Genomic DNA, 21,383 nt, shown 5'->3' with positions numbered 1-21,383 from the left:
TACAGCGGTCGATCCTGATCAATGTCGTCATGCCCGCCGACGAGCATCGGCGGATTCGATGACCATCGGACAGCGCCGACCTGAGACGGCCGCGCTAGGCAACCCCGCAAGCGTAGCCCGACCCGCTGCGATCCACCAAACCGGGGTGAGTCGCCACCCGCGCAGACCGGCCCGGCACCGGTCACGGTGTCGGGAGCGGCCGCTAACCTGGCTTTCGACGGTGGCGACGACGAGAGACGAGGTGGCGGTGCCCGAAACTCGGCAGGTGAGCGGCGACGGTTCGCCGGCCACCGGCTTCCCGCGGGGCGGGCTGGGCGGGGCCGAACTTCTGTCCTGGGGACATATCTGTGTAGCCGCGCTGGAACAGCGGCGCGCGGAGATCGATGCCCTCAATGTGTTCCCGGTGCCGGACTCCGATACCGGGACCAACCTGCTGGCGACCATGCGCGCCGCGGTGGCGGAAGCCGAACGCCCGCCCTCGGGCGGTGACGGTGCCGCCGGGGCGGCTGACCCGCTGCCCGCCCATCCGGTCGCCGCGGCGCTGGCCCGGGGCGCGACCGCCGGGGCGCGGGGTAATTCCGGAATCATCCTGTCTCAGGTGCTGCGGGGTATCGCGGAGGCGACGGTGGCGGAGGGGCTGACCGCGCATACCTATCGGGTCGCGCTGGTCCGGGCGGCCGCGCTGGTGCGGGGAAGTCTGAGCGATCCGGTGGAGGGCACCATTCTCACGGTGCTCGACCGGGCGGGATCCGCGGTGCGCGAATGCGTGGAACCCGGCCTGACCCCAGTGGTGCGCGCCGGGGCGGATGCCGCGGCGCGGGCATTGGAGGACACCCGGGATCAGCTGGCAGTGCTGCGGGACGCCGGGGTCGTGGATGCCGGGGCGCGCGGGCTGCTGGTGCTGCTGGACGGGTTGGTCACCGTGGTGACCGGGGAGACGCCGGTCCGGGCGGAATATCGGGCCGCGGGCCCCCGGAAGCATTCGGGGCGGCGCGAAGCGGCGCAGCGTTACGAGGTGATGTACCGGATCGCCGGGGCGCGCGAGGATCTCGTCGCCGAATTACGTTCCCGGTTGGCCGGCCTGGGTGATTCGGTGGTGGTGGCCGGCGACGGTGCGGGCGGCTGGTCCGCCCATGTGCACTGCGCGGACGCGGGTGCGGCGGTGGAGGCCGGGCTGGCTGTGGGCGACCTCGACGGAATCCGTATCGAGCATCTCACCGAGGACACCGAACACGGAGACAGCATGCCGCCCGGCCGCAGCGGCCCGCGAACGGGTAGTGCCGTGATCACCGGAGTGTGCGAGGCGGCGGATACCCGGCAGGTGCACGACCGGGCCGCGCGGCAGATCAGCGGGCGGACCCGGGAGCCAGCCGACCGCGGGGTCCTGGCGGTCGCGTCCGGGGCCGGTGCGGCGGCACTCTTCGAGGCGGGCGGCGCGGTGGTGCTGAACGCGGAGCGCGCGCTGGAATCGGCGGTGCTGCTCGCCGCCATCCGCCAGCTGCCGTATCGCGAGGTGCTGGTGCTGCCCAACGGGGCTCTGCCGGCACACGAACTGGTGGCTGTCGGTGCGGCGGCACGAGACGCCCGCCGCGACGTGCTGTTGCTGCCGAGCGCCAGTATGGTCCAGGGGCTGGCGGCACTGGCCGTTCACGACCGGGCCCGGGTCGCCGTGGACGATGCCTTCACCATGTCCGAAGCGGCCGCGAGCACCCGTTGGGGCGCGCTGCGGCGCGCCGGGGGACGAGCGCTCACCATGGTCGGGACCTGCGCGCCCGGCGACGGTCTCGGCTTGGTGGGCCACGATGTGGTGGTGATCGACCGGAATCCCCACGCGGCGGCCCGGACCCTGCTGGACCGGATGCTCGGGCTGGGCGGTGAATTGGTGACTCTGCTGGTCGGTGCGGGCGCCCCGGACGGGCTCGCCGACGATCTCGCGGAGCATATCGGTGACGAATTCCCCGGTGTCGAGGCGACGGTGTATTCCGGAGGCCAGCAGGGCGACCTGATACAGATCGGTGTGGAATGAGTATCCGCGGGACCCGCTCCGGCGGGCAGTGGTGACAGGAGGAGCGCGATGGCGACACTGAGCGACCGGCTCGACCATCTGCTCGGCGCGAAAGCCGCCGCCTCGCTGGCGGACGCGTTCGATATGGACACTGTGGAAGATCTGCTGCGCCACTATCCGCTGCGTTACGCCACCCAGGGCCAGCCGCTCACCGAGGATGCGCCGGAGGACGGTGCGCACATCACCGTGATCGGACGGGTCACCAAGGCCGATCTGCGGCCGATGCGGCAGCGGCGGGGGTCGCTGCTGAAGGTGGTTCTCGATACCGGCGGCGGGCGCGGCGTGGATGTCACGTTCTTCAACGGTGACAAGGTGAAATACGTTATCCGGCAGGGTGTCCGGGCCATGATGTCGGGCACGGTCAACTATTGGCGGCCCGGCCAGTGGAATCTGAGCCACCCGGGATATCTGATCCTGCCGGAGTCCGACGACGACGAGCCCACCCTCACCACGGTGCGTGGCGGGGGTGATCTGCGCGGTATCGCGCAGAGCGCGAAGGGCGCGGGCGGGGTGGATATGTCCTTCTTCGATCGCGAGTTCATCCCGGTGTATCCGGCGACGGCGAAGGTGCAGAGCTGGGAGATCCTGGCCTGTGTCCGGCAGATCCTCGATCAGCTCGATCCACTCGCGGATCCGCTGCCCGCGGACGTGCGCGAGGAGCGGGAGCTGATGCCGGTGGGTGATGCGCTACGGCTGATCCACCTGCCCGAGCACACCTCCGATATCGAGCGGGCCCGGCAGCGATTGCGTTTCGACGAGGCGCTGGCGCTGCAACTGGTGCTGGCCGAACGCCGGCACGAGGTATCGGGCCGGACGGCCCGGGCCTGTCCGCGCCGCGGCGATGGGATCGTCGCCGCCTTCGGCGAACGACTGCCGTTCGAACTCACCGAGGGCCAGCGCCGGGTCATCGGTGAGATCTCCGATGATCTGTCCCGGGAGCAGCCCATGCACCGGCTGCTGCAGGGCGAGGTGGGGTCGGGTAAGACCATCGTCGCGCTGGACGCGATGCTCCAGGTGATCGACGCGGGTCAGCAGTGCGCGCTGCTCGCGCCCACCGAAGTACTCGCCGCCCAGCACTATCGGTCGCTGTGCGCGATGCTCGGCGATCTCGGGCAGGCCGGGGAACTCGGCGCGGCCGATACCGCGACACAGGTGACATTGGTGACAGGTTCCATGCCGACGGCCACCAAGCGCGCGGCATTGCTGGCCGCGGTCACCGGGGAAGCCGGGATCGTGATCGGCACCCACGCGTTGATCCAGGACGCGGTCGAATTCTTCGATCTGGGCCTGGTGATCGTGGACGAACAGCATCGGTTCGGGGTGGAGCAGCGCGATGCCCTGCGCGCCAAGGCCAAGACGGGTTTCTCACCCCATCTGCTGGTGATGACCGCGACCCCGATTCCGCGCACCATCGCGATGACCACCCTCGGCGACCTGGAGACTTCGACGCTCACCGAACTACCCCGGGGACGTTCACCGATCCAGTCGAAGGTGGTGCCGCGCCGGGTGCATCCCAACTGGGTGGACCGGGCCTGGGAGCGGATCACCGAGGAGGTCGGTGCGGGCCGGCAGGCCTACGTCGTGTGCTCGCGGATCGGCGACGACGAGGACGGTCCCGCCCGGGGGCGGGGTGGCAAGGCCGCCGATACGGGCAAGGAGCCCCCGTCCACCCAGGCCGTGGTCGACGTCTTCGAACGATTGCGCACCGGACCGCTGGCACAATTGCGGATCGGACTGCTGCACGGGCGGCTGCCGTCGGATGAAAAAGACCAGGTGATGCGCGACTTCAATGCCGGCGATATCGATGTACTGGTCTGCACGACGGTGGTCGAGGTCGGTGTGGACGTACCGAACGCCACCGTGATGGTGATCGTGGACGCCGACCGGTTCGGAGTGAGTCAGCTGCATCAGCTGCGGGGCCGGATCGGCCGTGGTGCGCATGCCGGGTTGTGCCTGCTCGTCACCGACGCCGCGCCCGGTGGTCCGGCGATGACCAGGCTGGAGGCTGTCGCCGCCACCACCGACGGTTTCGAGCTCTCGGTGCTCGATCTGCGCCAGCGGCGGGAGGGTGATGTGCTCGGCGCGGCGCAGTCGGGAACCACCCGGTCCCTGCGACTGCTCTCGTTGCTCGATGATCTCGAGGTCATCACCGCGGCCCAGGAATTGGCACGGGCGCTGGTGGAAGCGGATCCCGGGCTGTCCCGGCACCCGGGCCTGGCGGCGATGATGCACGCCGCCGTCGATTCCGAACGTCTGGAATACCTGGCCAAATCCTGATCGACCGGTCCTACCGTACGAGTTCGAGGCCGGCGGCGCCGCAGGCTGCGGATCGAGCGGCCGTTATCCGCCGCGGCGCGGTCTGCAGAGTCGTGATCTCGCGGGAACCGTACCGGGATGCTCGGCGTCAAACCTGGCAACGGTATCGCCGAGGGGAAAGGGGTCGGGTGTCATGGAGGAAGGGCCGAGATGCCGGGCGGTGCGGCGGTCGCTGTCCGCGCCGGCACGATTGCGGCCGGTGCTGCGGATGACGCAGACCTGCCCGCAGTGTGTGGCGCGGCGGCCGAAACGCCGTGAACCGGGGGCGGGAGATCCGGAGGGCTGAACGGTCCGGGTCGCGCCGCGCGGCGCGACCCGGACCGGGGATTCAGCGCACGCTACGGGCAGCGGCCACCATATTGCGCAGCGAGGCTTCCACCTCGGCGGGGCCGCGGGTTTTCAGGCCGCAGTCCGGGTTGACCCAGAGTCGTTCGGCCGGAACGGCTTTCAGTGCCGCACGCAGGGCAGCGGTGATCTCCTCGACACCGGGCACCCGGGGCGAGTGGATATCGTAGACACCGGGTCCCACCCCGGCGTCGAAGCCCGACGCGTTCAGATCGTCCAGGACCTCCATATGCGACCGGGCGGCCTCGATCGAGGTCACATCGGCGTCCAGCCCGGCGATCGCCTCGATCACCTCACCGAATTCCGAGTAGCACAGGTGAGTGTGGATCTGGACGGAATCGGCCACTCCCGCGGTCGCCAACCGGAACGCGTCCACCGACCAGTCCAGGTATGTCTGCTGATCGGCGGTGCGCAGCGGCAGCAGTTCACGCAGCGCCGGTTCGTCGACCTGGACGATCCGGATACCCGCGTTCTGCAGATCCACCGTCTCGTCCCGGATGGACAGGGCTACCTGCCGGGCCGAATCCGCCAGTGGCTGGTCGTCCCGGACGAATGACCAGGCCAGGATGGTGACCGGGCCGGTGAGCATGCCCTTGACCGGTTTATCGGTGAGCGATTGGGCGTAGGTGATCCAATCCACCGTCATCGCGGCGGGGCGGGAGACGTCGCCGAACAGGATCGGCGGGCGCACGCAGCGGGTGCCGTAGGACTGCACCCAGCCCAGTTCGGTGGCCGCGAATCCGTCGAGCTGTTCGGCGAAGTACTGCACCATATCGTTGCGTTCCGGTTCGCCGTGCACCAGCACATCGAGATCCAGCTGCTCCTGCAGGGTGATGACCTCGCTGATCTCCTCGCGCATCCGTCGTACGTACTCGGCCCGGTCGATCTCACCGGCCCGCAGCGCCGCGCGGGCCAGCCGGATCGCCGAGGTCTGCGGGTAGGAGCCGATGGTGGTGGTGGGCAACGCGGGCAGGCGCAGCCGATCCTGTTGCAGGGCCCGGCGCTGCTCGGCGGGTGCCCGCCGGACAGCCTCCGGACCCAGTGCGGCCAGCCGCGCTCGCACCTGGGCATTGCTGATCCGCGGATCGGCCCGGCGGCTCGCCGCGGCGGCGCGTGCGGCCCCGAGCTCCGCCGCGACGGACTCGGTTCCGGAATTCAGTCCGGTGGCCAGCACCCGCACCTCGGCGGTCTTCTCGGCACCGAAGGCGAGCCAGGAACGCAGCGCGTCGTCGAGCCGGGTCTCCACCGCCAGCGAATACGGGACGTGCAACAGCGAGCACGAAGTGGAGACGGCCAAGGATTCCGCACTCCCCAGCAGGGTGGCCAGCGTCGACAGCGCGTCGTCCAGGTCGGTGCGCCACACATTCCGGCCGTCGACCACGCCCGCGACGAGCAGTTTGTGTGCCAGTGCGGGTACCGCCGCGACCGCGGCGACATCGGTCCCCGCGACCAGATCGACCGCGATACCTTCGATATCGGTGCCGGCCAGGGCGTCCAGCGCCGGTCCCGGATGCCCGAAGTAGGTGGCGACCAGAACGGCCGGGCGGCTCGGCGACTCCGTCAGTTCGGTGTAGACGCGGCGAACGACTGCCAGTTCGGCGTCGGTGAGGTCGGTGACCAGTGCGGGCTCGTCGAGTTGAACCCATATCGCGCCCGCTTCGGCGAGCAGCCGCAGCAACTCCTGGTACAGCGGGATCAGTTCCCCGATCCGGTCCAGCGCCGCGCCGCCGGTGGTTTTGGCGAGCTTCAGGAAGGTGATCGGCCCGATGACGACGGGCCGGGCCGGGATTCCCAGTTCGATTGCTTCCGTCACCTGTGCGAGCAGATCACCGGGGTGCAGGGTGAAGGTGGTCTCCGGACCGAGTTCGGGGACCAGGTAGTGGTAGTTCGTATCGAACCATTTGGTCATCTCCAGCGGTTCCACCGACTCGTTCCCGCGGGCGGCAGCGAAATAGCGGTCCAGCGGGTCTTCGATATCGGCCACCCGGGCCGGTAGGGCACCCAGCAGCACGGCCGTATCGAGTATCTGGTCGTAGTAGGAGAAGGTGCCGACGGGGATCGAGTCCAGGCCCGCGGCGGCCAGGGCGGTGTACTGGTCGCGGCGCAGCGCGCGACCGGTCTCGTGCAGTTGTGCCGCGTCGATGCGCCCGGCCCAGTAGGACTCGGTCGCGCGTTTGAGTTCCCGGTGCGGTCCTACCCGTGGAAGTCCGAGAACCGTTGCGGTGAAAGGGCTTTGCGAAATAACAGTCACGGTGTTCTCCAGTGCTGAGTTTCGGCGGCCATCGCCGTTCACGGGCGCGCGGGCACCGATGAGACCCCGGACGACCCGGCCGTGCGGGCGGGTCGAAATGTCAGCACTGGTGGACCGCGGCGCCCAATCCACGAGGCGGTGGCCACCGGATACGGCGTATCCGGTGCAACCGGCAGGTCTTCGGACTCGCGGGCACCGGCCGATTCGGCCGACCTACTGGCCGTCGCTTCCCAGGCTGTGCGCCCAGTGCTGATGACGGCGGTCGTTCCTGCTCACCGCTGCGGGACAGTTCCGGATTTCCACCGGATTCCCTCTCACCCGCGTGGTGCGGGCTTCGGCGCCGGGGGCGGACGTTCGGGGCTCCTTGTCGTCCGGCCGGCGGACCAGCTGCGTGAACCACAATAACGTGGACGCGCCGAGCGGCACAGGGCGGGACGGCGGTGCCCGGTCGCGTTCGGCTTCGCATACCTTCGCAAGATCGGCCGAGTCACCCGGGCTGCCGGGAAGTTGCAGCACAGGAGTATACGCACAGGCCCGGGTTGTGGGCGGTGAAATATGACGGTGCGATGAACAAGACTTCGCAGCGTTGCCATACGTACTTGTGAAGATCCTGCCAAGTGGACTTCGCTGTCGATCCTGGATGTGGCGCCGGGTACGTTGGTTCAATGTTCTCGAAAGTCTTGGTTGCCAACCGCGGCGAAATCGCCATCCGAGCCTTCCGCGCGGCGTACGAGCTCGGTGTCGGGACGGTTGCCGTCTTCCCACACGAAGACCGGAATTCGGTCCACCGCCTGAAGGCCGACGAGGCATACGAGATCGGTGAGGAAGGACATCCGGTCCGCGCGTACCTATCGGTCGCGGCGATCATCGAGGCCGCCAAGACCGCGGGCGCCGACGCGATCTACCCGGGGTACGGATTCCTGTCCGAGAATCCGGATCTGGCCGCCGCGTGCGCCCAGGAGGGCATCACCTTCATCGGTCCCTCCGCCGAGGTGCTCGAACTGGCCGGTAACAAGGCGCGTGCGATCGCCGCGGCGAAGGCCGCCGGGCTGCCGGTGCTGAATTCGAGTGCGCCCTCGGCCGATGTGGCGGAGTTGGTGACGGCGTCGGAATCCATGGAGTTCCCGATATTCGTGAAGGCTGTCGCCGGTGGCGGCGGACGCGGGATGCGACGGGTCGCCGAGCGGTCGGGGCTGCGGGAGGCGATCGAGGCGGCCTCGCGTGAGGCGGAGTCGGCGTTCGGTGATCCGACGGTGTTCCTGGAGCAGGCTGTGGTGAATCCGCGGCATATAGAGGTGCAGATCCTGGCCGATACCCAGGGCGAGGTGATGCATCTGTTCGAGCGGGACTGTTCGTTGCAGCGGCGGCATCAGAAGGTGATCGAGCTGGCGCCGGCGCCGAATCTGGATCCGGAGTTGCGGGACCGGATCTGTGCCGATGCGGTGGCCTTCGCCCGCCAGATCGGTTACAGCTGTGCGGGGACGGTGGAGTTCCTGCTCGACGAGCGCGGTAAGCATGTGTTCATCGAGATGAATCCGCGGATCCAGGTGGAGCATACGGTGACCGAGGAGATCACCGATGTGGATCTGGTGCAGTCGCAGTTGCGGATCGCGGCCGGGGAGAGTCTGGCGGATCTGGGACTGAGCCAGGACGCGGTGACCATCCGGGGTGCGGCGTTGCAGTGCCGGATCACCACCGAGGACCCAGCGAACGGATTCCGTCCCGACACCGGCCGCATCACCGCCTACCGCACCCCGGGCGGCGCCGGTATCCGCCTCGACGGCGGTGCGAACCTGGGCGCCGAGATCGGGGCCTACTTCGATTCCATGCTGGTCAAACTCACCTGCCGGGGCCGAGATTTCCCGACCGCGGTGGCGCGGGCGCGGCGCGCGCTCATGGAGTTCCGGATCCGCGGTGTCACTACCAATATCCCGTTCCTGCTCGCGGTGCTCGCCGACGAGGATTTCACCGCGGGCCGTATCACCACGTCGTTCATCGACGAGCGCCCGGAACTACTGGCCACGCGTGAACCCGCCGACCGCGGTACCAAGATCCTGAACTATCTGGCCGATGTCACGGTGAACAAACCGCACGGCGCCCGGCCGACAGCGGTGTACCCGCACGACAAACTGCCCTCGATCGACCTGTCGGTGCCGCCGCCGGACGGTTCGCGGCAGAAGCTGCTGACGCTGGGTCCCGAAGGTTTCGCCCGGGCACTGCGGGAACAGAAGGCGGTCGGGGTCACCGACACCACCTTCCGCGACGCGCACCAATCACTGCTGGCGACCCGGGTGCGCACCAACGGCCTGCTCGATGTGGCCGGGCATGTGGCGCGACTGACCCCGGAACTGCTGTCCATCGAGGCGTGGGGTGGGGCGACCTACGATGTGGCACTGCGCTTCCTCTACGAGGATCCGTGGGAGCGTCTGGCCGCGCTGCGCGAGGCGGTTCCCAATATCTGCCTGCAGATGCTGCTGCGCGGCCGCAACACCGTCGGCTACACCCCCTACCCGGAGCGGGTCACCCGGGCGTTCGTGGCCGAGGCCACCGAGACCGGTATCGATATCTTCCGGATCTTCGACGCCCTGAACAATGTGGACCAGATGCGCCCGGCCATCGACGCGGTCCGCGAAACCGGCACCGCGATCGCCGAAGTCGCGTTGAGCTACACCGGTGATCTCGCCGACCCGGACGAGAAGCTCTACACCCTCGACTACTACCTGAAGTTGGCCGAGCAGATCGTGGACGCGGGCGCGCATGTGCTGGCGATCAAGGATATGGCCGGCCTGCTGCGCGCCCCCGCCGCGGCGAAACTGGTCACCGCGCTGCGCAGCAATTTCGATCTGCCGGTCCATGTGCACACCCATGACACCCCCGGCGGGCAGCTCGCCACCTACCTCGCCGCCTGGCAGGCCGGTGCGGACGCGGTCGACGGTGCGTCGGCCGCGATGGCGGGTACCACCAGCCAGCCCGCGCTCTCGGCGATCGTGGCCGCGGCCGCGCACAGCGAATACGACACCGGGTTGAACCTGCGCAATGTCTGCGACCTGGAACCGTACTGGGAGGCGCTGCGCAAGGTGTACGCGCCGTTCGAGTCCGGGCTGCCCGCGCCGACCGGTCGGGTGTACACCCACGAGATTCCCGGCGGTCAGCTGTCGAATCTGCGCCAGCAGGCCATCGCGTTGGGGCTGGGCGACCGGTTCGAGGAGGTCGAGGCGAAATACGCGGCCGCGGATCGCCTGCTGGGCCGGCTCATCAAGGTCACCCCGTCCTCCAAGGTCGTCGGTGACCTCGCGCTGTCGCTGGTGGGCTCCGGGATCGGTATCGAGGATTTCGCCGCCGATCCGGGCCGGTTCGATATCCCCGATTCGGTGATCGGTTTCCTCCGTGGCGAACTCGGCACCCCGGCGGGCGGCTGGCCCGAACCGTTCCGGGAGAAGGCGCTCGCCGGGCGCGGTGCTGCCAAACCCGTGACAGAGTTGTCCGCCGCGGAGGAGGCGGGTCTGGCCGGTACCTCCGATGAGCGGCGCGCGACCCTCAATCAGCTGCTGTTCCCCGGCCCGACCGCGGAATTCCTGGCGCACCGGGAGAAGTACGGCGATACCACCGGTCTGTCGGCCAACCAGTTCTTCTACGGTCTGCGCCACGGCGAGGAACACCGCGTACAGCTCGAGAAGGGCGTCATTCTGCTCATCGGTCTGGAGGCGATCGCCGAACCCGACGAGCGCGGTATGCGCACGGTCATGTGCATCCTCAACGGGCAACTGCGCCCGGTATCCGTCCGCGACCGTTCCATCGCCAGTGAGGTCCCGGCCGCGGAGAAGGCCGACAAGAACAATCCGCATCACATCGCGGCACCCTTCGCCGGTGTGGTGACGCTGACCGTGGCCGAAGGCGAAAAGGTCACCTCGGGCGACACCATCGGCACCATCGAGGCCATGAAGATGGAGGCCGCCATCACCGCGCCGCGTGGCGGTGTGGTGGGACGGGTGGCCATCGCGCAGGTACAGCAGGTCGAAGGCGGTGATCTGCTGGTCGAGCTGGGCGAGCGCGAATCCGAATGACCCGGATCGTCGCCGGAACCGCCGGGGGGCGGCGCCTGAAGGTGCCCCCCGCCGGGACCAGGCCCACCTCGGATCGGGTACGGGAAGCTCTGTTCTCCTCGATCGAGGCTCGGATGGACCTCGACGGTGCGCGGGTGCTCGATCTCTACGCCGGCTCGGGCGCCCTCGGGCTGGAGGCGCTGTCCCGTGGTGCCGCCGCGGCGCTACTGGTCGAATCCGACCGGCGGGCCGCCGGGGTACTGCGCGCCAATATCGCCGAACTCGGGTTCAGCGGTGCGCAGGTGCGAGTCGGGACGGTGGCGCAGGTGCTCGGGCACGGTGGTGCGGGCGCCTACGACCTCGTTTTCGCCGATCCACCCTACGAACTGCCCACCGATGCCGTGCGCGCCGATCTCACGGCGCTGGCCGTGCACGGATGGCTGTCCGACGACGCATTACTGCTCGTGGAACGGTCCGCCCGTTCGGCCGAGATCGACTGGCCCGCAGGGTTCGAGGGCCGCCCCGCCCGGCGCTACGGAGAGACCCGGATCGAGTCCGCGGTGTACTCCGGCGCGGACCCGCCCGCGCCGGGGGAACCTGCTAGCGTCTGACGCATGGCAGGAGCTTTGTGCCCGGGGTCGTTCGATCCGGTGACCAACGGCCACCTCGATGTGTTCCGGCGGGTCGCCGAGCAGTTCGACGAGGTCGTCATCACGGTGATGATCAACAAGAAGAAGCAGGGCATGTTCGGTATCGACGAGCGCATCGAGATGCTGCGCGATGCCACCGCGGACCTGCCGAACGTCCGGGTCGCCGCCTGGGACGGCCTGACGGTCGACTTCGCCCGCGAACAGGGCATCAGCGCCATCGTCAAGGGTTTGCGCGATGCCGGAGATTTCGGCTACGAACTCCAGATGGCGCAGATGAACAAGAAGCTCTCCGGGGTCGACACCTTCTTCATCGCGACCAACCCCACCTTCAGCTATCTGTCCAGCTCCCTTGTCAAGGAAGTGGCGGCCTTCGGTGGCGATGTCAGCGATATGCTGCCGCCGCTGGTGCACAAGCGGCTACTCGACCGGCTGGCCGAGCGCGCGAGCTGAACCGGACCGCTGGGCGGTCACTTCCCGGGCCCGCCGCAGCGGTCCGAACACCAGGCCACGCAGCGCCAGGAACCGCAGGCCGCCGACCGCGGCGCTGATCGCGAGTACGGCGCCGGCCTGCGCCGGTTCGTTCAGGGTGGGTGCCAGGACTTCCAGCGAAGCCAGGGCCGCGGTGCTGATTCCCAGGCCCAGCAGCGCCAATCCGCCGCCTTCCCACTGCGCGGTGAACCAGCCGACCCGCTCGGCCGCGTGGAAGGTGAGCCTGCGGTGCAGTTCGTTGGCCAGCACGGTGCTGACGACCGACCCGGCCACGTTTGCCAGCAGCGTCCCCGCACCGGTGAGGGTCAGGAACAGCAGCACGTAGGAAACATTGCTCAATCCGCCGACGAGCGCGAAACGAATCAACTGCGGGAACGCACGGTCGCCGCGCAGATACCGCAGGAGACGTCGCTGCCAGGCGGCGACAGCGATCGGTTCCGGCCAATCGATATCCAGATCCCCGGAGGTCAGTGCCGTGGAAGAAGGCAGCTGCAGGACGGTCATGGGCGGTTCCGATCGGGCAAGGGACAGGCGGCCCGTCCGCGCCGCGGTCGGGCTACCTAAGAATTTAACACCAAGCGGAGGGTGGGTCTCCAGTTGATTGTGTGAGTCTGCAGATATCGGGCCGAACGGGCGACACACCGAAAGTAGGTTCGGCGCATCCACCGGCCCGGGGCACACTGGGAACGGCGTGATGTTTCGCCGATCGTCAGCAGGAGGACTGAGCATGTACCGGGTATTCGAGGCGCTCGACGAACTGGTCGCCATAGTCGAAGAGGCACGCGGTATCCCCGCGACGCGCAACTGCATCGTTCCGCGGCCCGACACACTCGACCTGCTCGACGATGTCCGTGACGCGCTGCCCACCGAGATCGACGACGCACAGGATGTGCTCGACCACCGGGACAAGATCGTCGACGACGCCCGGGGCCTCGCGGAGGACACCATCCGATCCGCCGACGAACAGGCGGCCGGCACCGTGGCCGACGCCCGCGCCGAAGCAGACCGGATCCTGGCCGAGGCCAAGGCCCACGCCGACCGGATGGTCGCCGAGGCCACCGCCCATGCCGACCGAATGGTCGATACGGCCACCGCCGAGGCCGAACGCCTGGTCTCCGACGCCAAAGCGGAATACGAGACGGTCACCGGCCGAGCCCGCGCCGAGGCCGAGCGCACAATCGAGGCCGGACAGGCGTCCTACGACCGCTCGGTCGCCGACGGGCAGGCCGAGCAGCGGCGACTGGTGGAGGACACCGAGGTGGTACGCGCCGCACACGCCGAATCGGCCCGCGTCATCGACACCGCCCACGCCGACGCCGACCGGATGCGCGCGGACTGCGACCATTACGTCGACACCAAGCTCGCCGAATTCGAGGAGACGCTCGGTGGTGCGCTGCGGACCGTCGGCCGGGGTCGCCAGCAGTTGCGCAACGGAGCCGGCGTCCCCGATTACGCCGCGGAGTTCCGCCGCTGAGCTGTGTTTATTTGCCCCGCCTTCGGCGGGGCGGGGCGGGGCGGGGCCCTATTAACCCCGGTTCTTCACTCCTTCGCTCAGTCGCTGCGCTCCTTCGCTTCGTCGCTCCAGAACCGGGGCGGGCCCCGCCTACGGAGGTGGACCATCCGGTGTTGACGGAAGGTGTGTGTGTGGGGCGGGTCTCGAGCAGCGCGGGTGGGCTCACGACTCTGTGAGTCCTCGATGGGCGCGGATCTCTGGATGGCCGATTTCACGCGATCGCTCGTTGCGCTCCTTTTGCTACGTGGCTCCAGAACCGGGGTGGGCTGATCACCCGGGGGAGCAGCCGGGAGGTGTGCGGCGTGCGCCTCGGGTGACCTGGGTGGGCACATGACTCTGTACGTGCCCGGGGTCGCCGATCTCGTGACGGCCGGGCGCACGTGATCGGTCGCTGTCCTCCTTCGCTGTGTCGCTCCGGAACCGGGGTGGGCCCTGACCAGCGGCGGGTGGGCTTGGTTCATCGGGTTTTGCGGGGGTAACCGGGTCGCGTACTGTGGTGTGGTTGCTCGCCGATTCCGGCGCAAAACCAACATGCCCCGACCCACCCAGTGGAGTGTTTTCGATGCCTGCCGATACCACCGCGCGCTCGCGTTCCAGTGCACCACGTGCACACGGCGCGGGATTCGTGCTGGATGTCCGCAGCCTCGGTCGCGCCCCGGGCTCGATGCGCGAACTGCGGCGGACGGTCATCACCACCGAACGACTCGGCCTCGACCTCGTCGGCGTCCCCGTCGGTGCCGAGGTCGAGCTGGATCTGCGGATGCAATCGGTGTCCGAGGGAGTGCTCGTCACCGGGACGTTCGACGCGCCGGTGACCGGTGAATGCTCTCGTTGCCTCGAGCAGTTCACCGATACGGTCCAGTTGTCGCTGACCGAACTGTTCGCCTACCCGGACAGTGCCACCGACCAGACCGCGGACGACGACGAGGTCTATCGGATGAGGGACGACCTCATCGACCTGGAACCCCTGGTGGTGGACCAGCTCGGGCTGGAGCTGCCACTGCAGCCGCTGTGCTCGCCGGACTGTCAGGGGCTGTGCCCCGAGTGCGGTGTTCGGATGGCGATTGCGGGCTCCGATCACGGGCATGAGATACTTGATCCCCGCTGGGCCGGGCTGGCGAAATTCGCCCCCGGATCGCCCGGCAGCGGCAGCCCCGACAAGGGTGCGGCCACCGGGAATCATCCCACCGATACAGCACGTAACAGCACAGAGGAGAACTAGTCGTGGCCGTTCCCAAGCGCCGGATGTCCCGTTCCAACACCCGGTCGCGGCGCAGCCAGTGGAAGGCCGCCGCTCCCACCCTGATCACCTGCCCGAACCGGGCCTGTGGTCAGAAGACCCTGCCGCATATCGCGTGCCCCTCCTGCGGTACCTACAAGGGCCGCCAGGTCACCTCGGCCGTCTGATCCCGGTCTACCGTTGACCGCGGGTAAAGACGAACCCGGCGAGCAGAGCGACCGCGCGAATCTGCTCGCCGCGCTGGGCGTCCAGGTGCAGCCCGAGTTGCTGCGCCTGGCGCTGACACATCGCTCGTACGCGTACGAGAACGGCGGCCTGCCGACCAACGAACGGCTCGAGTTCCTCGGCGATTCGGTGCTCGGTCTGAGCATCACCGAACGGCTCTATCACGAGCATCCGGAGAAATCCGAGGGCGAGCTGGCGAAACTGCGCGCGAGCGTGGTGAACATGCACGCGCTGGCCGAGGTGGCGCGGAAACTGGGCGACGACGGACTGGGCGTACATCTGCTGCTCGGCAAGGGTGAGGAACTCACCGGGGGCCGGGACAAACCCAGCATCCTCGCCGACGGTATGGAATCGCTGCTCGGCGCGGTCCACCTGGAACACGGGATCGATGTGGCCCGGGAGGTCGTGCTGCGGCTGTTCGCCGACCTGCTCGAACGCGGACCTCGGATGGGCGCCGGGCTGGACTTCAAGACCAGCCTGCAGGAGTTGACCGCCGAACGCGGTCTCGGCGTGCCCAGCTACGAGATCAGCTCCACCGGGCCCGACCATGACAAGGAATTCACCGCGACCACCGTGATCGCCGGGAATGCCTACGGTCAGGGGGTCGGCCGGTCGAAGAAGGAAGCCGAGCAGAAGGCGGCGGGCGCGGCCTACCGCGCGTTGACCGGCGAACGCTGAGGTGCCGGAACTCCCCGAGGTCGAGGTCGTCCGTCGCGGCCTGACCGAACATCTCTGCGGGCGGACCGTCGAATCGGTGACCGTCACCCACCCCCGGTCGGTACGCCGGCACGAGGCGGGCGCCGCCGATATGGCGGCTCGGATCACCGGGCTGTCGGTCGCCGCGGCGATGCGTCGCGGGAAGTATCTGTGGCTCACCTTCGACGAGCCCGGCGTCGGATCCGCCGATACCGCACTGGTCGTCCATCTGGGGATGAGCGGGCAGATGCTGGTGCAGCCCGCCGGTGTCCCGGTGGAGAAGCACGCGCATATCCGGGCGACCCTGGACGACGGCCGGGAACTGCGGTTCGTCGATCAGCGCACGTTCGGTGGCTGGGTGCTGGCGCCGCTGGTCGAGGTGGACGGCGATCTGCTACCCGATCTGCTCGCCCATATCGCCCGGGATCCACTGGACCCCCGCTTCGACGCCGACCGGGTGGTCGGCGTGCTGCGGACCAAGAACACCGAGATCAAACGGGTGCTGCTGGATCAGGCCGTGATCTCCGGTATCGGCAATATCTACGCCGACGAGGCGTTGTGGCGGGCGAAGGTGCACGGCGGGCGGATCGCCTCGGCACTCACCCGGCCGGTGCTGCGCACCCTGCTCGCCGAGGCCCAAGCGGTGATGACCGACGCGCTCGCTGCCGGCGGTACCTCGTTCGATGCCCTGTACGTGAATGTGAACGGCGAATCCGGCTATTTCGAACGCGCGCTGGCGGTGTACGGGCGCGGTGACCGGCCCTGCACGCGCTGCGGGGCGGTGATCGTCCGGGAGAAGTTCATGAACCGCTCGTCGTATTCGTGCCCGCGCTGCCAGCCCCCGTCACGCGGGCGCCGCGCCTCCTCCTGATACCCCTCGCGCAAGGGCCGATGGCGGGTTACGGTGGCCTCGGCAAGATCACCGACCCGGTCCGTCTGGGAGGCAGGCCATGCGCAAGCTCACCTACTACGTCGCGGCCACCATCGACGGGTTCATCGCCACCGAGGACGGCTCGGTGGATTTCTTCCCGGTGGGCGGCGACCACGGGCCCGCCATCACGGCGCAGTATCCGGAGACGCTGCCGTCGCGGGTCCGGGAATCGCTGGGCATCACCAAGCGAAACGCCAATTTCGATACCGTCGTCATGGGTCGGCGGACCCACGATTTCGGTGTCCGCACCGGCACCGCGAGTCCGTACGCGCATCTGCGCCAGTACGTGGTGTCCACCACGCTCACCGGCCGGCCGGATCCATCGGTCGATCTGATCGGAGCGGACCCGCTCGCCGCGGTCACCGAACTCAAACGGGAGCAGGGGCTCGGTATCTGGTTGTGCGGCGGCGGTGAACTGGCCCGGGCGTTGCTGCCGGAGATCGATCAGATCTTCTTGAAGTTGTATCCGATCGTGCTCGGCCGGGGACGGCCGCTGTTCGGTACCGGTCCGCAACTGCCGGATCCGGCGAATTTCCGGGTGATCACCAGCCAGGTCTTCGAGGACGGTGTCGCCTTCGTGAAGTACGGCAGGACAGGTTAGCCGGTGACGGCGGCGGGCGAGTCGCGCGGGCCCGGGCGGGCCGAGCAATCCGCCCCGGGGCCGATCGCGGCGTTGCGTGAGATCGGGTTCTGGCTCGAACGTGATCGCGCGCAGACGCATCGCGTGCAGGCCTACCGGCGGGCCGCCGATATCCTCGCCGAACTCGACGACACCGCGGCCGACCGGCACCGCCGAGATCGCAGCTGGCAGGAACTGGCGGGAATCGGCCCCAAGACCGCGGCGGTGATCGAGGAGTCGTACTCCGGGGCGGTGCCCCGCCACCTCGCCGAACTCCGCGCCGCGGCGAAACCGATCGGCCCGGACGGTGCGCCCCTGCGGGAATTGTTGCGCGGCGATCTGCATACCCATTCGAACTGGTCCGATGGCGGCAGCCCCATCGCCGAGATGATGGCCTGCGCGGCCGCGATCGGGCACGAGTACTGCGCCCTGACCGACCATTCGCCGCGGCTCACGGTGGCAGGCGGGCTCTCCGCCGAACGGTTGCGACGCCAGCTGGATGTGGTGGCCGCGCTCGACGCGGAGCTCACACCACTGCGGATCCTGACCGGGATCGAGGTCGATATCCTCGACGACGGCTCCCTCGACCAGGACGCGGACCTGCTCGCCGAACTCGATATCGTCGTCGCCAGCGTGCATTCCCGATTGCGCGACGACCGCGACACCATGACCCGGCGGATGGTGTACGCGGTGGCGAACCCGAACGTCGACGTGCTCGGCCACTGCACCGGCCGGTTGGTGGAAGGCGGGCGCGGTACCCGGCCGGAATCGGAGTTCGACGCCCGGATCGTCTTCGAGGCCTGCCGTCGCTACGGTACGGCGGTCGAGATAAACAGCCGGCCCGAACGCCGGGATCCGCCCGCACGGTTGATCCGGCTCGCGCTCGAGATGGGCTGTGAGTTCTCGATCGATACCGACGCGCACGCACCCGGTCAGCTGGACTGGCAGGGCTACGGGTGTGCCCGGGCCGTGGCCGCCGAGGTCCCGCCGGACCGGATCATCAACACCCGCCCGGTGGACGAGCTGCTGGAGTGGACACGTACCCCCGCCGGGTGACCGGCGCCGCGGACTGTCGGTGCGGCCGTCGATAATGCGCGGTATGCGGGAACTGTCACTGCGCGAACTGAACCGGACGCTACTGGTGCGCCAGCATCTGGCGGCACGGACCGGGCTGACGCCCTACGAGATCATCCGGCAGCTGGTCGCGGTACAGGGGCAGGAACCGAACTGGCCCTACATCGGCCTGTGGTCGCGGCTGACCCGGTTCGAACACGGTGAACTGGCCGCACTGTTGCACGGCCGGCAGCTGGTCCGCTCCACGACCCTGCGGCGCACTGTGCACCTGAGCGCCGCGGAGGATTACCGCTGGCTGCGGCCGACACTGCAGTCGTATGTGGAGGGTCTGCTCAACGCCGCCTACTACCGCGACGAGATCACCGGCGTAGATCTGCCGGCCCTGGCCGCCGTCGGCCGGGAACTGTCGGCGGGCCGGTGGATGTCGCGCCGCGAACTGGGTCTGCTACTGGCCGAACGGTTCCCGCAACGGCATACCCGGCGGCTCGCGGAAACGGTGGAGGTGCTGGTGCCGATGGCGCACGGCGCCGAATCGGGGGAGTGGGGCCGCTGGCGCAACCGGTACGTCACGGTCGGCCCGGCCGAGGAGTGGATCGGGTCACCGCTGGGCGAGGCGGACCCGGTGACCCTGATCCTGCGGTATCTCGCCGTATTCGGTCCGGCGACGGTCGCCGATGTCCAGGCGTGGTCGGGGCTGACCCGGCTGGCCGAGGTGATCGCGGAGCTGCGTCCGCGCTTGCGGGTGCTGCGCGGCCCCGACGGCGTCGAACTCTTCGACGTCCCCGACGCTCCGGTGGCCGATCCCGATCTTCCGGTGCCCGTGCGGTTCCTGCCTGCCTTCGACAACGCGCTGCTCGGTTACAAGGATCGGCGCCGCGTCATCGCCGAGGACGATCGCCGGCGTATCGCCGCCGAAGGCTCGGCCGGGGTTCCGGTGTATCTGGTCGGCGGCTTCGCGCACGGCAGATGGTCGCTGGACGGGCCGGACCTCCGCATCGTGCCGTGGTATCCGCTGCAACCGGCCGAACACGCGGAATTGGCGGTCGAGGGGCGCCGGTTGCTGGATTTCGTCTCACCCGGTGCGGGCGGTGATCTCGTCGTCGCCGAATGAGGTGATCACCCCGGTACGCTGCGGGTGGATGCGCGGTGAACGCTCGCCGAACAGTTCCCGGGCCCGGCCGGTTCGGCCCGCGGGTGCCCAAAGATGATGGGAACTGGATCGATACGGGGGGATGGTAACCACTGGTGAGCGAGCTGATGCTCAATCTTGTTCTCCCGCTGATGGGTATCGCGATACCGGTGGCCGCGTTCCTGTGGGAATTCGTGTTCGTCGGCCGGAAACGGCTCGGCTGGCGGGTCCAGATGGATACACCGGTCACCGGGGAGGCGGAGTCCGGGCACGCGGGTGCGCTGCGGCAGCTCCGGCAGACTTCCGACGGAACCGAGCGTCAGCTGCAGGATCTGTCCGTGGTGCTGGTGCGGATCGAGAACAACGGCGCCACCACCATCGACGCCGCCGATTACGTGACCGCGCAGAACAACCAGGCCGGTCTGCACCTCCAATTCCCGAACCGCAAGGTGATCGGAATGGCGGTCACCGAGCTGAGTAATCCGGGCCTGGCCGTATGCTTCGAAGCGGATGCGGGCTTCGGGCACCGGCAACTCGATCAGGGCACCGGTGTGATCGATCTGCCGAAGGTTCCGCTGAACCGCAACGATCACTACAAGATCCTGGCCACCCTGGAGCGGACTTCGGGGAGCGGCTCCTACCCCGACCCGGTCATGCAGGGCGTGGTGACCGGTGGTGGTATCACCAGAACCAAAGGCCGGACCGGGGTTTCACTGCTGATGGTGGCGCTCACCGGATTTCTCGTCCTGGTCATCGCGGCGATGACCGTCATCGATATCGCCGAGCCCGAGCCCGCGCCACTGGGTTGCGCGACCGGTGAGCTGACCGTCGTGGGTTCCACCGCTTTCGAACCCGTGATCCGCGAGGCCGCCCGCCTCTACGAGCAGACCTGTCCCGGATCGGGTTTCGCCTTCGGCTTCGAGGGCAGCGAACGCGGGATGGCCCGGCTCGAGCACGAAGCCGGTGGCCACGGCGCGCTGCTCGCGATCGGCGACGCGCCCAAGGGTGCGGACTATCCGGCCCTGGTGCAGCGGCCGCTGGCGGTATCGCTGTTCTCGGTGGTCGTCCATCCGAGCGCCGGGGTGCGGGATCTGACGGCCGGGCAGATCCGCGACCTGTTCCAGGGACGGGTGTCGAACTGGCGGGAGGTGGGCGGCGCCGATCGGCCGGTACGTGTCGTCAACCGCTATGCCGGTTCGGGCTCCCGCTGGACCCTCGAATCGCGCCTGCTCGAATCCGCGCAACCGCCGGAGCCCGGGGTGACCTGCCGCGAACTGCGGCGTGGCGATACCCCTGGGCGCTGCCAGACGCTCTATACCGACGATATGCTCGCCGAGGTCGCCGCTACGCCCGGTGCGATCGGGTACAGCGAATCCGCCGACGCCGCCGATACCCAGGGAGTGCTCGGGGTGACGATCGACGGCCGGCGCGCCGCCCGGGACGAGGTCGCCGCGGGCGGTTATCCGTTCTGGGGAGTGGAGTACGCGTTCGCTCACGGCGACTTCGCGCCGGGCTCACTGGGCGCCGGTTTCCTGCGGTTCCTCGTCGATTCGGCCGGTCAGGATGTGATCCGCCAGTTCGGCAACCTGCCGTGTGCCGAACTGGCGGACCCGGCGCTGTGCCGCCCTTCCACCTGATTGCGCCCGCGCCGGTGGGGGCGGTACCGGGCCGTGTGATGCCCGAGTGTGCGTTGATCGCCGGATTCGGATTCGGCCTTGTTCCGCTGCGGGCCTCGGCGGTGCTCCTCGACCCGCGCGAGGAGTCCGGTACCGGTACGTAGTCGACAGCGCCCGTACC

At 68.7% G+C, this 21,383-nt stretch carries 16 protein-coding genes and 1 riboswitch; of the genes, 14 read left to right on the top strand and 2 right to left on the bottom strand.

Translation table 11 applies throughout. The features are described 5' to 3' along the window. The first annotated feature begins 310 nt into the window (after window positions 1–310). Window positions 311–2,026, top strand: a complete 1,716-nt coding sequence (fakA, locus tag IEY68_RS04365) for a DAK2 domain-containing protein (protein WP_062995639.1) — start codon at window positions 311–313, stop codon at window positions 2,024–2,026. 48 nt (window positions 2,027–2,074) lie between these two features. Further along, on the top strand, window positions 2,075–4,342 hold the full coding sequence (recG, locus tag IEY68_RS04360; protein ID WP_062995546.1) for an ATP-dependent DNA helicase RecG: 2,268 nt from the start codon (window positions 2,075–2,077) through the stop codon (window positions 4,340–4,342). Between the two features lie 367 nt (window positions 4,343–4,709). Here the strand turns inward: recG and metE are convergent, their stop codons facing one another. Continuing rightward, entirely contained in the window at window positions 4,710–6,977 is a 2,268-nt protein-coding gene (metE, locus tag IEY68_RS04355) for a 5-methyltetrahydropteroyltriglutamate--homocysteine S-methyltransferase (RefSeq protein WP_062995637.1), read from the bottom strand. Between the two features lie 174 nt (window positions 6,978–7,151). Continuing rightward, window positions 7,152–7,290, bottom strand: a riboswitch (cobalamin riboswitch). Window positions 7,291–7,642: 352 nt separating this feature from the next. Here metE and IEY68_RS04350 point away from each other — a divergent pair. Genes IEY68_RS04350 through coaD form a run of 3 tightly spaced genes read left to right on the top strand, consistent with a single transcriptional unit; the run spans window position 7,643 to window position 12,120 of the window. Continuing rightward, a complete protein-coding gene (locus tag IEY68_RS04350; RefSeq protein ID WP_062995544.1) occupies window positions 7,643–11,041 on the top strand; it encodes a pyruvate carboxylase in 3,399 nt (1,132 codons plus the stop codon). Continuing rightward, a complete protein-coding gene (rsmD, locus tag IEY68_RS04345; protein ID WP_062995542.1) occupies window positions 11,038–11,631 on the top strand; it encodes a 16S rRNA (guanine(966)-N(2))-methyltransferase RsmD in 594 nt (197 codons plus the stop codon). Before IEY68_RS04350 ends, rsmD begins: the two co-directional genes overlap by 4 nt. A 3-nt stretch (window positions 11,632–11,634) precedes the next feature. Then, entirely contained in the window at window positions 11,635–12,120 is a 486-nt protein-coding gene (coaD, locus tag IEY68_RS04340) for a pantetheine-phosphate adenylyltransferase (RefSeq protein ID WP_062995540.1), read from the top strand. Here coaD and IEY68_RS04335 read toward each other — a convergent pair. Next, complete coding sequence (locus IEY68_RS04335) at window positions 12,088–12,663, bottom strand: GtrA family protein (RefSeq protein WP_189094023.1); 576 nt, start codon at window positions 12,661–12,663, stop codon at window positions 12,088–12,090. The two genes, coaD and IEY68_RS04335, sit on opposite strands and share 33 nt — an antisense overlap. Before the next feature lie 223 nt (window positions 12,664–12,886). Here IEY68_RS04335 and IEY68_RS04330 point away from each other — a divergent pair, with 223 nt between their 5' ends. The 9 genes from IEY68_RS04330 to IEY68_RS04290 all read left to right on the top strand — a co-directional run bounded on the left by IEY68_RS04330 (window position 12,887) and on the right by IEY68_RS04290 (window position 21,223). Beyond that, on the top strand, window positions 12,887–13,633 hold the full coding sequence (locus IEY68_RS04330; RefSeq protein ID WP_062995538.1) for a DivIVA domain-containing protein: 747 nt from the start codon (window positions 12,887–12,889) through the stop codon (window positions 13,631–13,633). A 601-nt stretch (window positions 13,634–14,234) separates the two neighbouring features. Continuing rightward, the gene (locus IEY68_RS04325; RefSeq protein ID WP_062995682.1) at window positions 14,235–14,894 is read left to right on the top strand and encodes a YceD family protein; all 660 of its coding nucleotides are present in this window, start codon (window positions 14,235–14,237) and stop codon (window positions 14,892–14,894) included. A gap of 2 nt (window positions 14,895–14,896) precedes the next feature. Continuing rightward, entirely contained in the window at window positions 14,897–15,079 is a 183-nt protein-coding gene (gene rpmF / locus IEY68_RS04320; RefSeq protein ID WP_062995681.1) for a 50S ribosomal protein L32, read from the top strand. Window positions 15,080–15,092: 13 nt separating this feature from the next. Further along, window positions 15,093–15,815 (top strand): ribonuclease III, encoded by a 723-nt coding sequence (gene rnc, locus IEY68_RS04315; RefSeq protein WP_062995679.1) that lies wholly within the window; start codon window positions 15,093–15,095, stop codon window positions 15,813–15,815. A 1-nt stretch (window position 15,816) separates the two neighbouring features. Beyond that, a complete protein-coding gene (mutM, locus tag IEY68_RS04310) occupies window positions 15,817–16,704 on the top strand; it encodes a bifunctional DNA-formamidopyrimidine glycosylase/DNA-(apurinic or apyrimidinic site) lyase (protein ID WP_062995677.1) in 888 nt (295 codons plus the stop codon). Window positions 16,705–16,783: 79 nt separating this feature from the next. Beyond that, a complete protein-coding gene (locus IEY68_RS04305) occupies window positions 16,784–17,365 on the top strand; it encodes a dihydrofolate reductase family protein (RefSeq protein ID WP_062995675.1) in 582 nt (193 codons plus the stop codon). A gap of 3 nt (window positions 17,366–17,368) precedes the next feature. Continuing rightward, the gene (locus IEY68_RS04300; RefSeq protein ID WP_062995673.1) at window positions 17,369–18,439 is read left to right on the top strand and encodes a PHP domain-containing protein; all 1,071 of its coding nucleotides are present in this window, start codon (window positions 17,369–17,371) and stop codon (window positions 18,437–18,439) included. A 43-nt stretch (window positions 18,440–18,482) separates the two neighbouring features. After that, window positions 18,483–19,568 carry a winged helix DNA-binding domain-containing protein gene (locus tag IEY68_RS04295; RefSeq protein WP_062995693.1) on the top strand — a complete coding sequence of 362 codons (1,086 nt, stop codon included), beginning with the start codon at window positions 18,483–18,485 and terminating at the stop codon, window positions 19,566–19,568. Window positions 19,569–19,702: 134 nt separating this feature from the next. Beyond that, entirely contained in the window at window positions 19,703–21,223 is a 1,521-nt protein-coding gene (locus tag IEY68_RS04290; protein ID WP_062995671.1) for a substrate-binding domain-containing protein, read from the top strand. The last annotated feature ends 160 nt before the right edge of the window (window positions 21,224–21,383 follow it).

This window comes from Nocardia jinanensis (assembly GCF_014645735.1).
GTDB lineage: Bacteria > Actinomycetota > Actinomycetes > Mycobacteriales > Mycobacteriaceae > Nocardia > Nocardia jinanensis.
Note: the sequence above shows the minus strand (reverse complement) of the source record. Positions and strands in the feature narration are given on the sequence as shown.

Excerpts from the sequence above, each read along its gene's own strand:
- recG (WP_062995546.1), top strand. The coding sequence starts at position 2,075 with ATGGCGACACTGAGCGACCGGCTCGACCATCTGCTCGGCGCGAAAGCC.
- IEY68_RS04335 (WP_189094023.1), bottom strand. The coding sequence starts at position 12,663 with ATGACCGTCCTGCAGCTGCCTTCTTCCACGGCACTGACCTCCGGGGAT.
- IEY68_RS04295 (WP_062995693.1), top strand. The coding sequence starts at position 18,483 with ATGCGGGAACTGTCACTGCGCGAACTGAACCGGACGCTACTGGTGCGC.
- rsmD (WP_062995542.1), top strand. The coding sequence starts at position 11,038 with ATGACCCGGATCGTCGCCGGAACCGCCGGGGGGCGGCGCCTGAAGGTG.
- IEY68_RS04305 (WP_062995675.1), top strand. The coding sequence starts at position 16,784 with ATGCGCAAGCTCACCTACTACGTCGCGGCCACCATCGACGGGTTCATC.
- IEY68_RS04325 (WP_062995682.1), top strand. The coding sequence starts at position 14,235 with ATGCCTGCCGATACCACCGCGCGCTCGCGTTCCAGTGCACCACGTGCA.
- IEY68_RS04330 (WP_062995538.1), top strand. The coding sequence starts at position 12,887 with ATGTACCGGGTATTCGAGGCGCTCGACGAACTGGTCGCCATAGTCGAA.
- IEY68_RS04350 (WP_062995544.1), top strand. The coding sequence starts at position 7,643 with ATGTTCTCGAAAGTCTTGGTTGCCAACCGCGGCGAAATCGCCATCCGA.
- coaD (WP_062995540.1), top strand. The coding sequence starts at position 11,635 with ATGGCAGGAGCTTTGTGCCCGGGGTCGTTCGATCCGGTGACCAACGGC.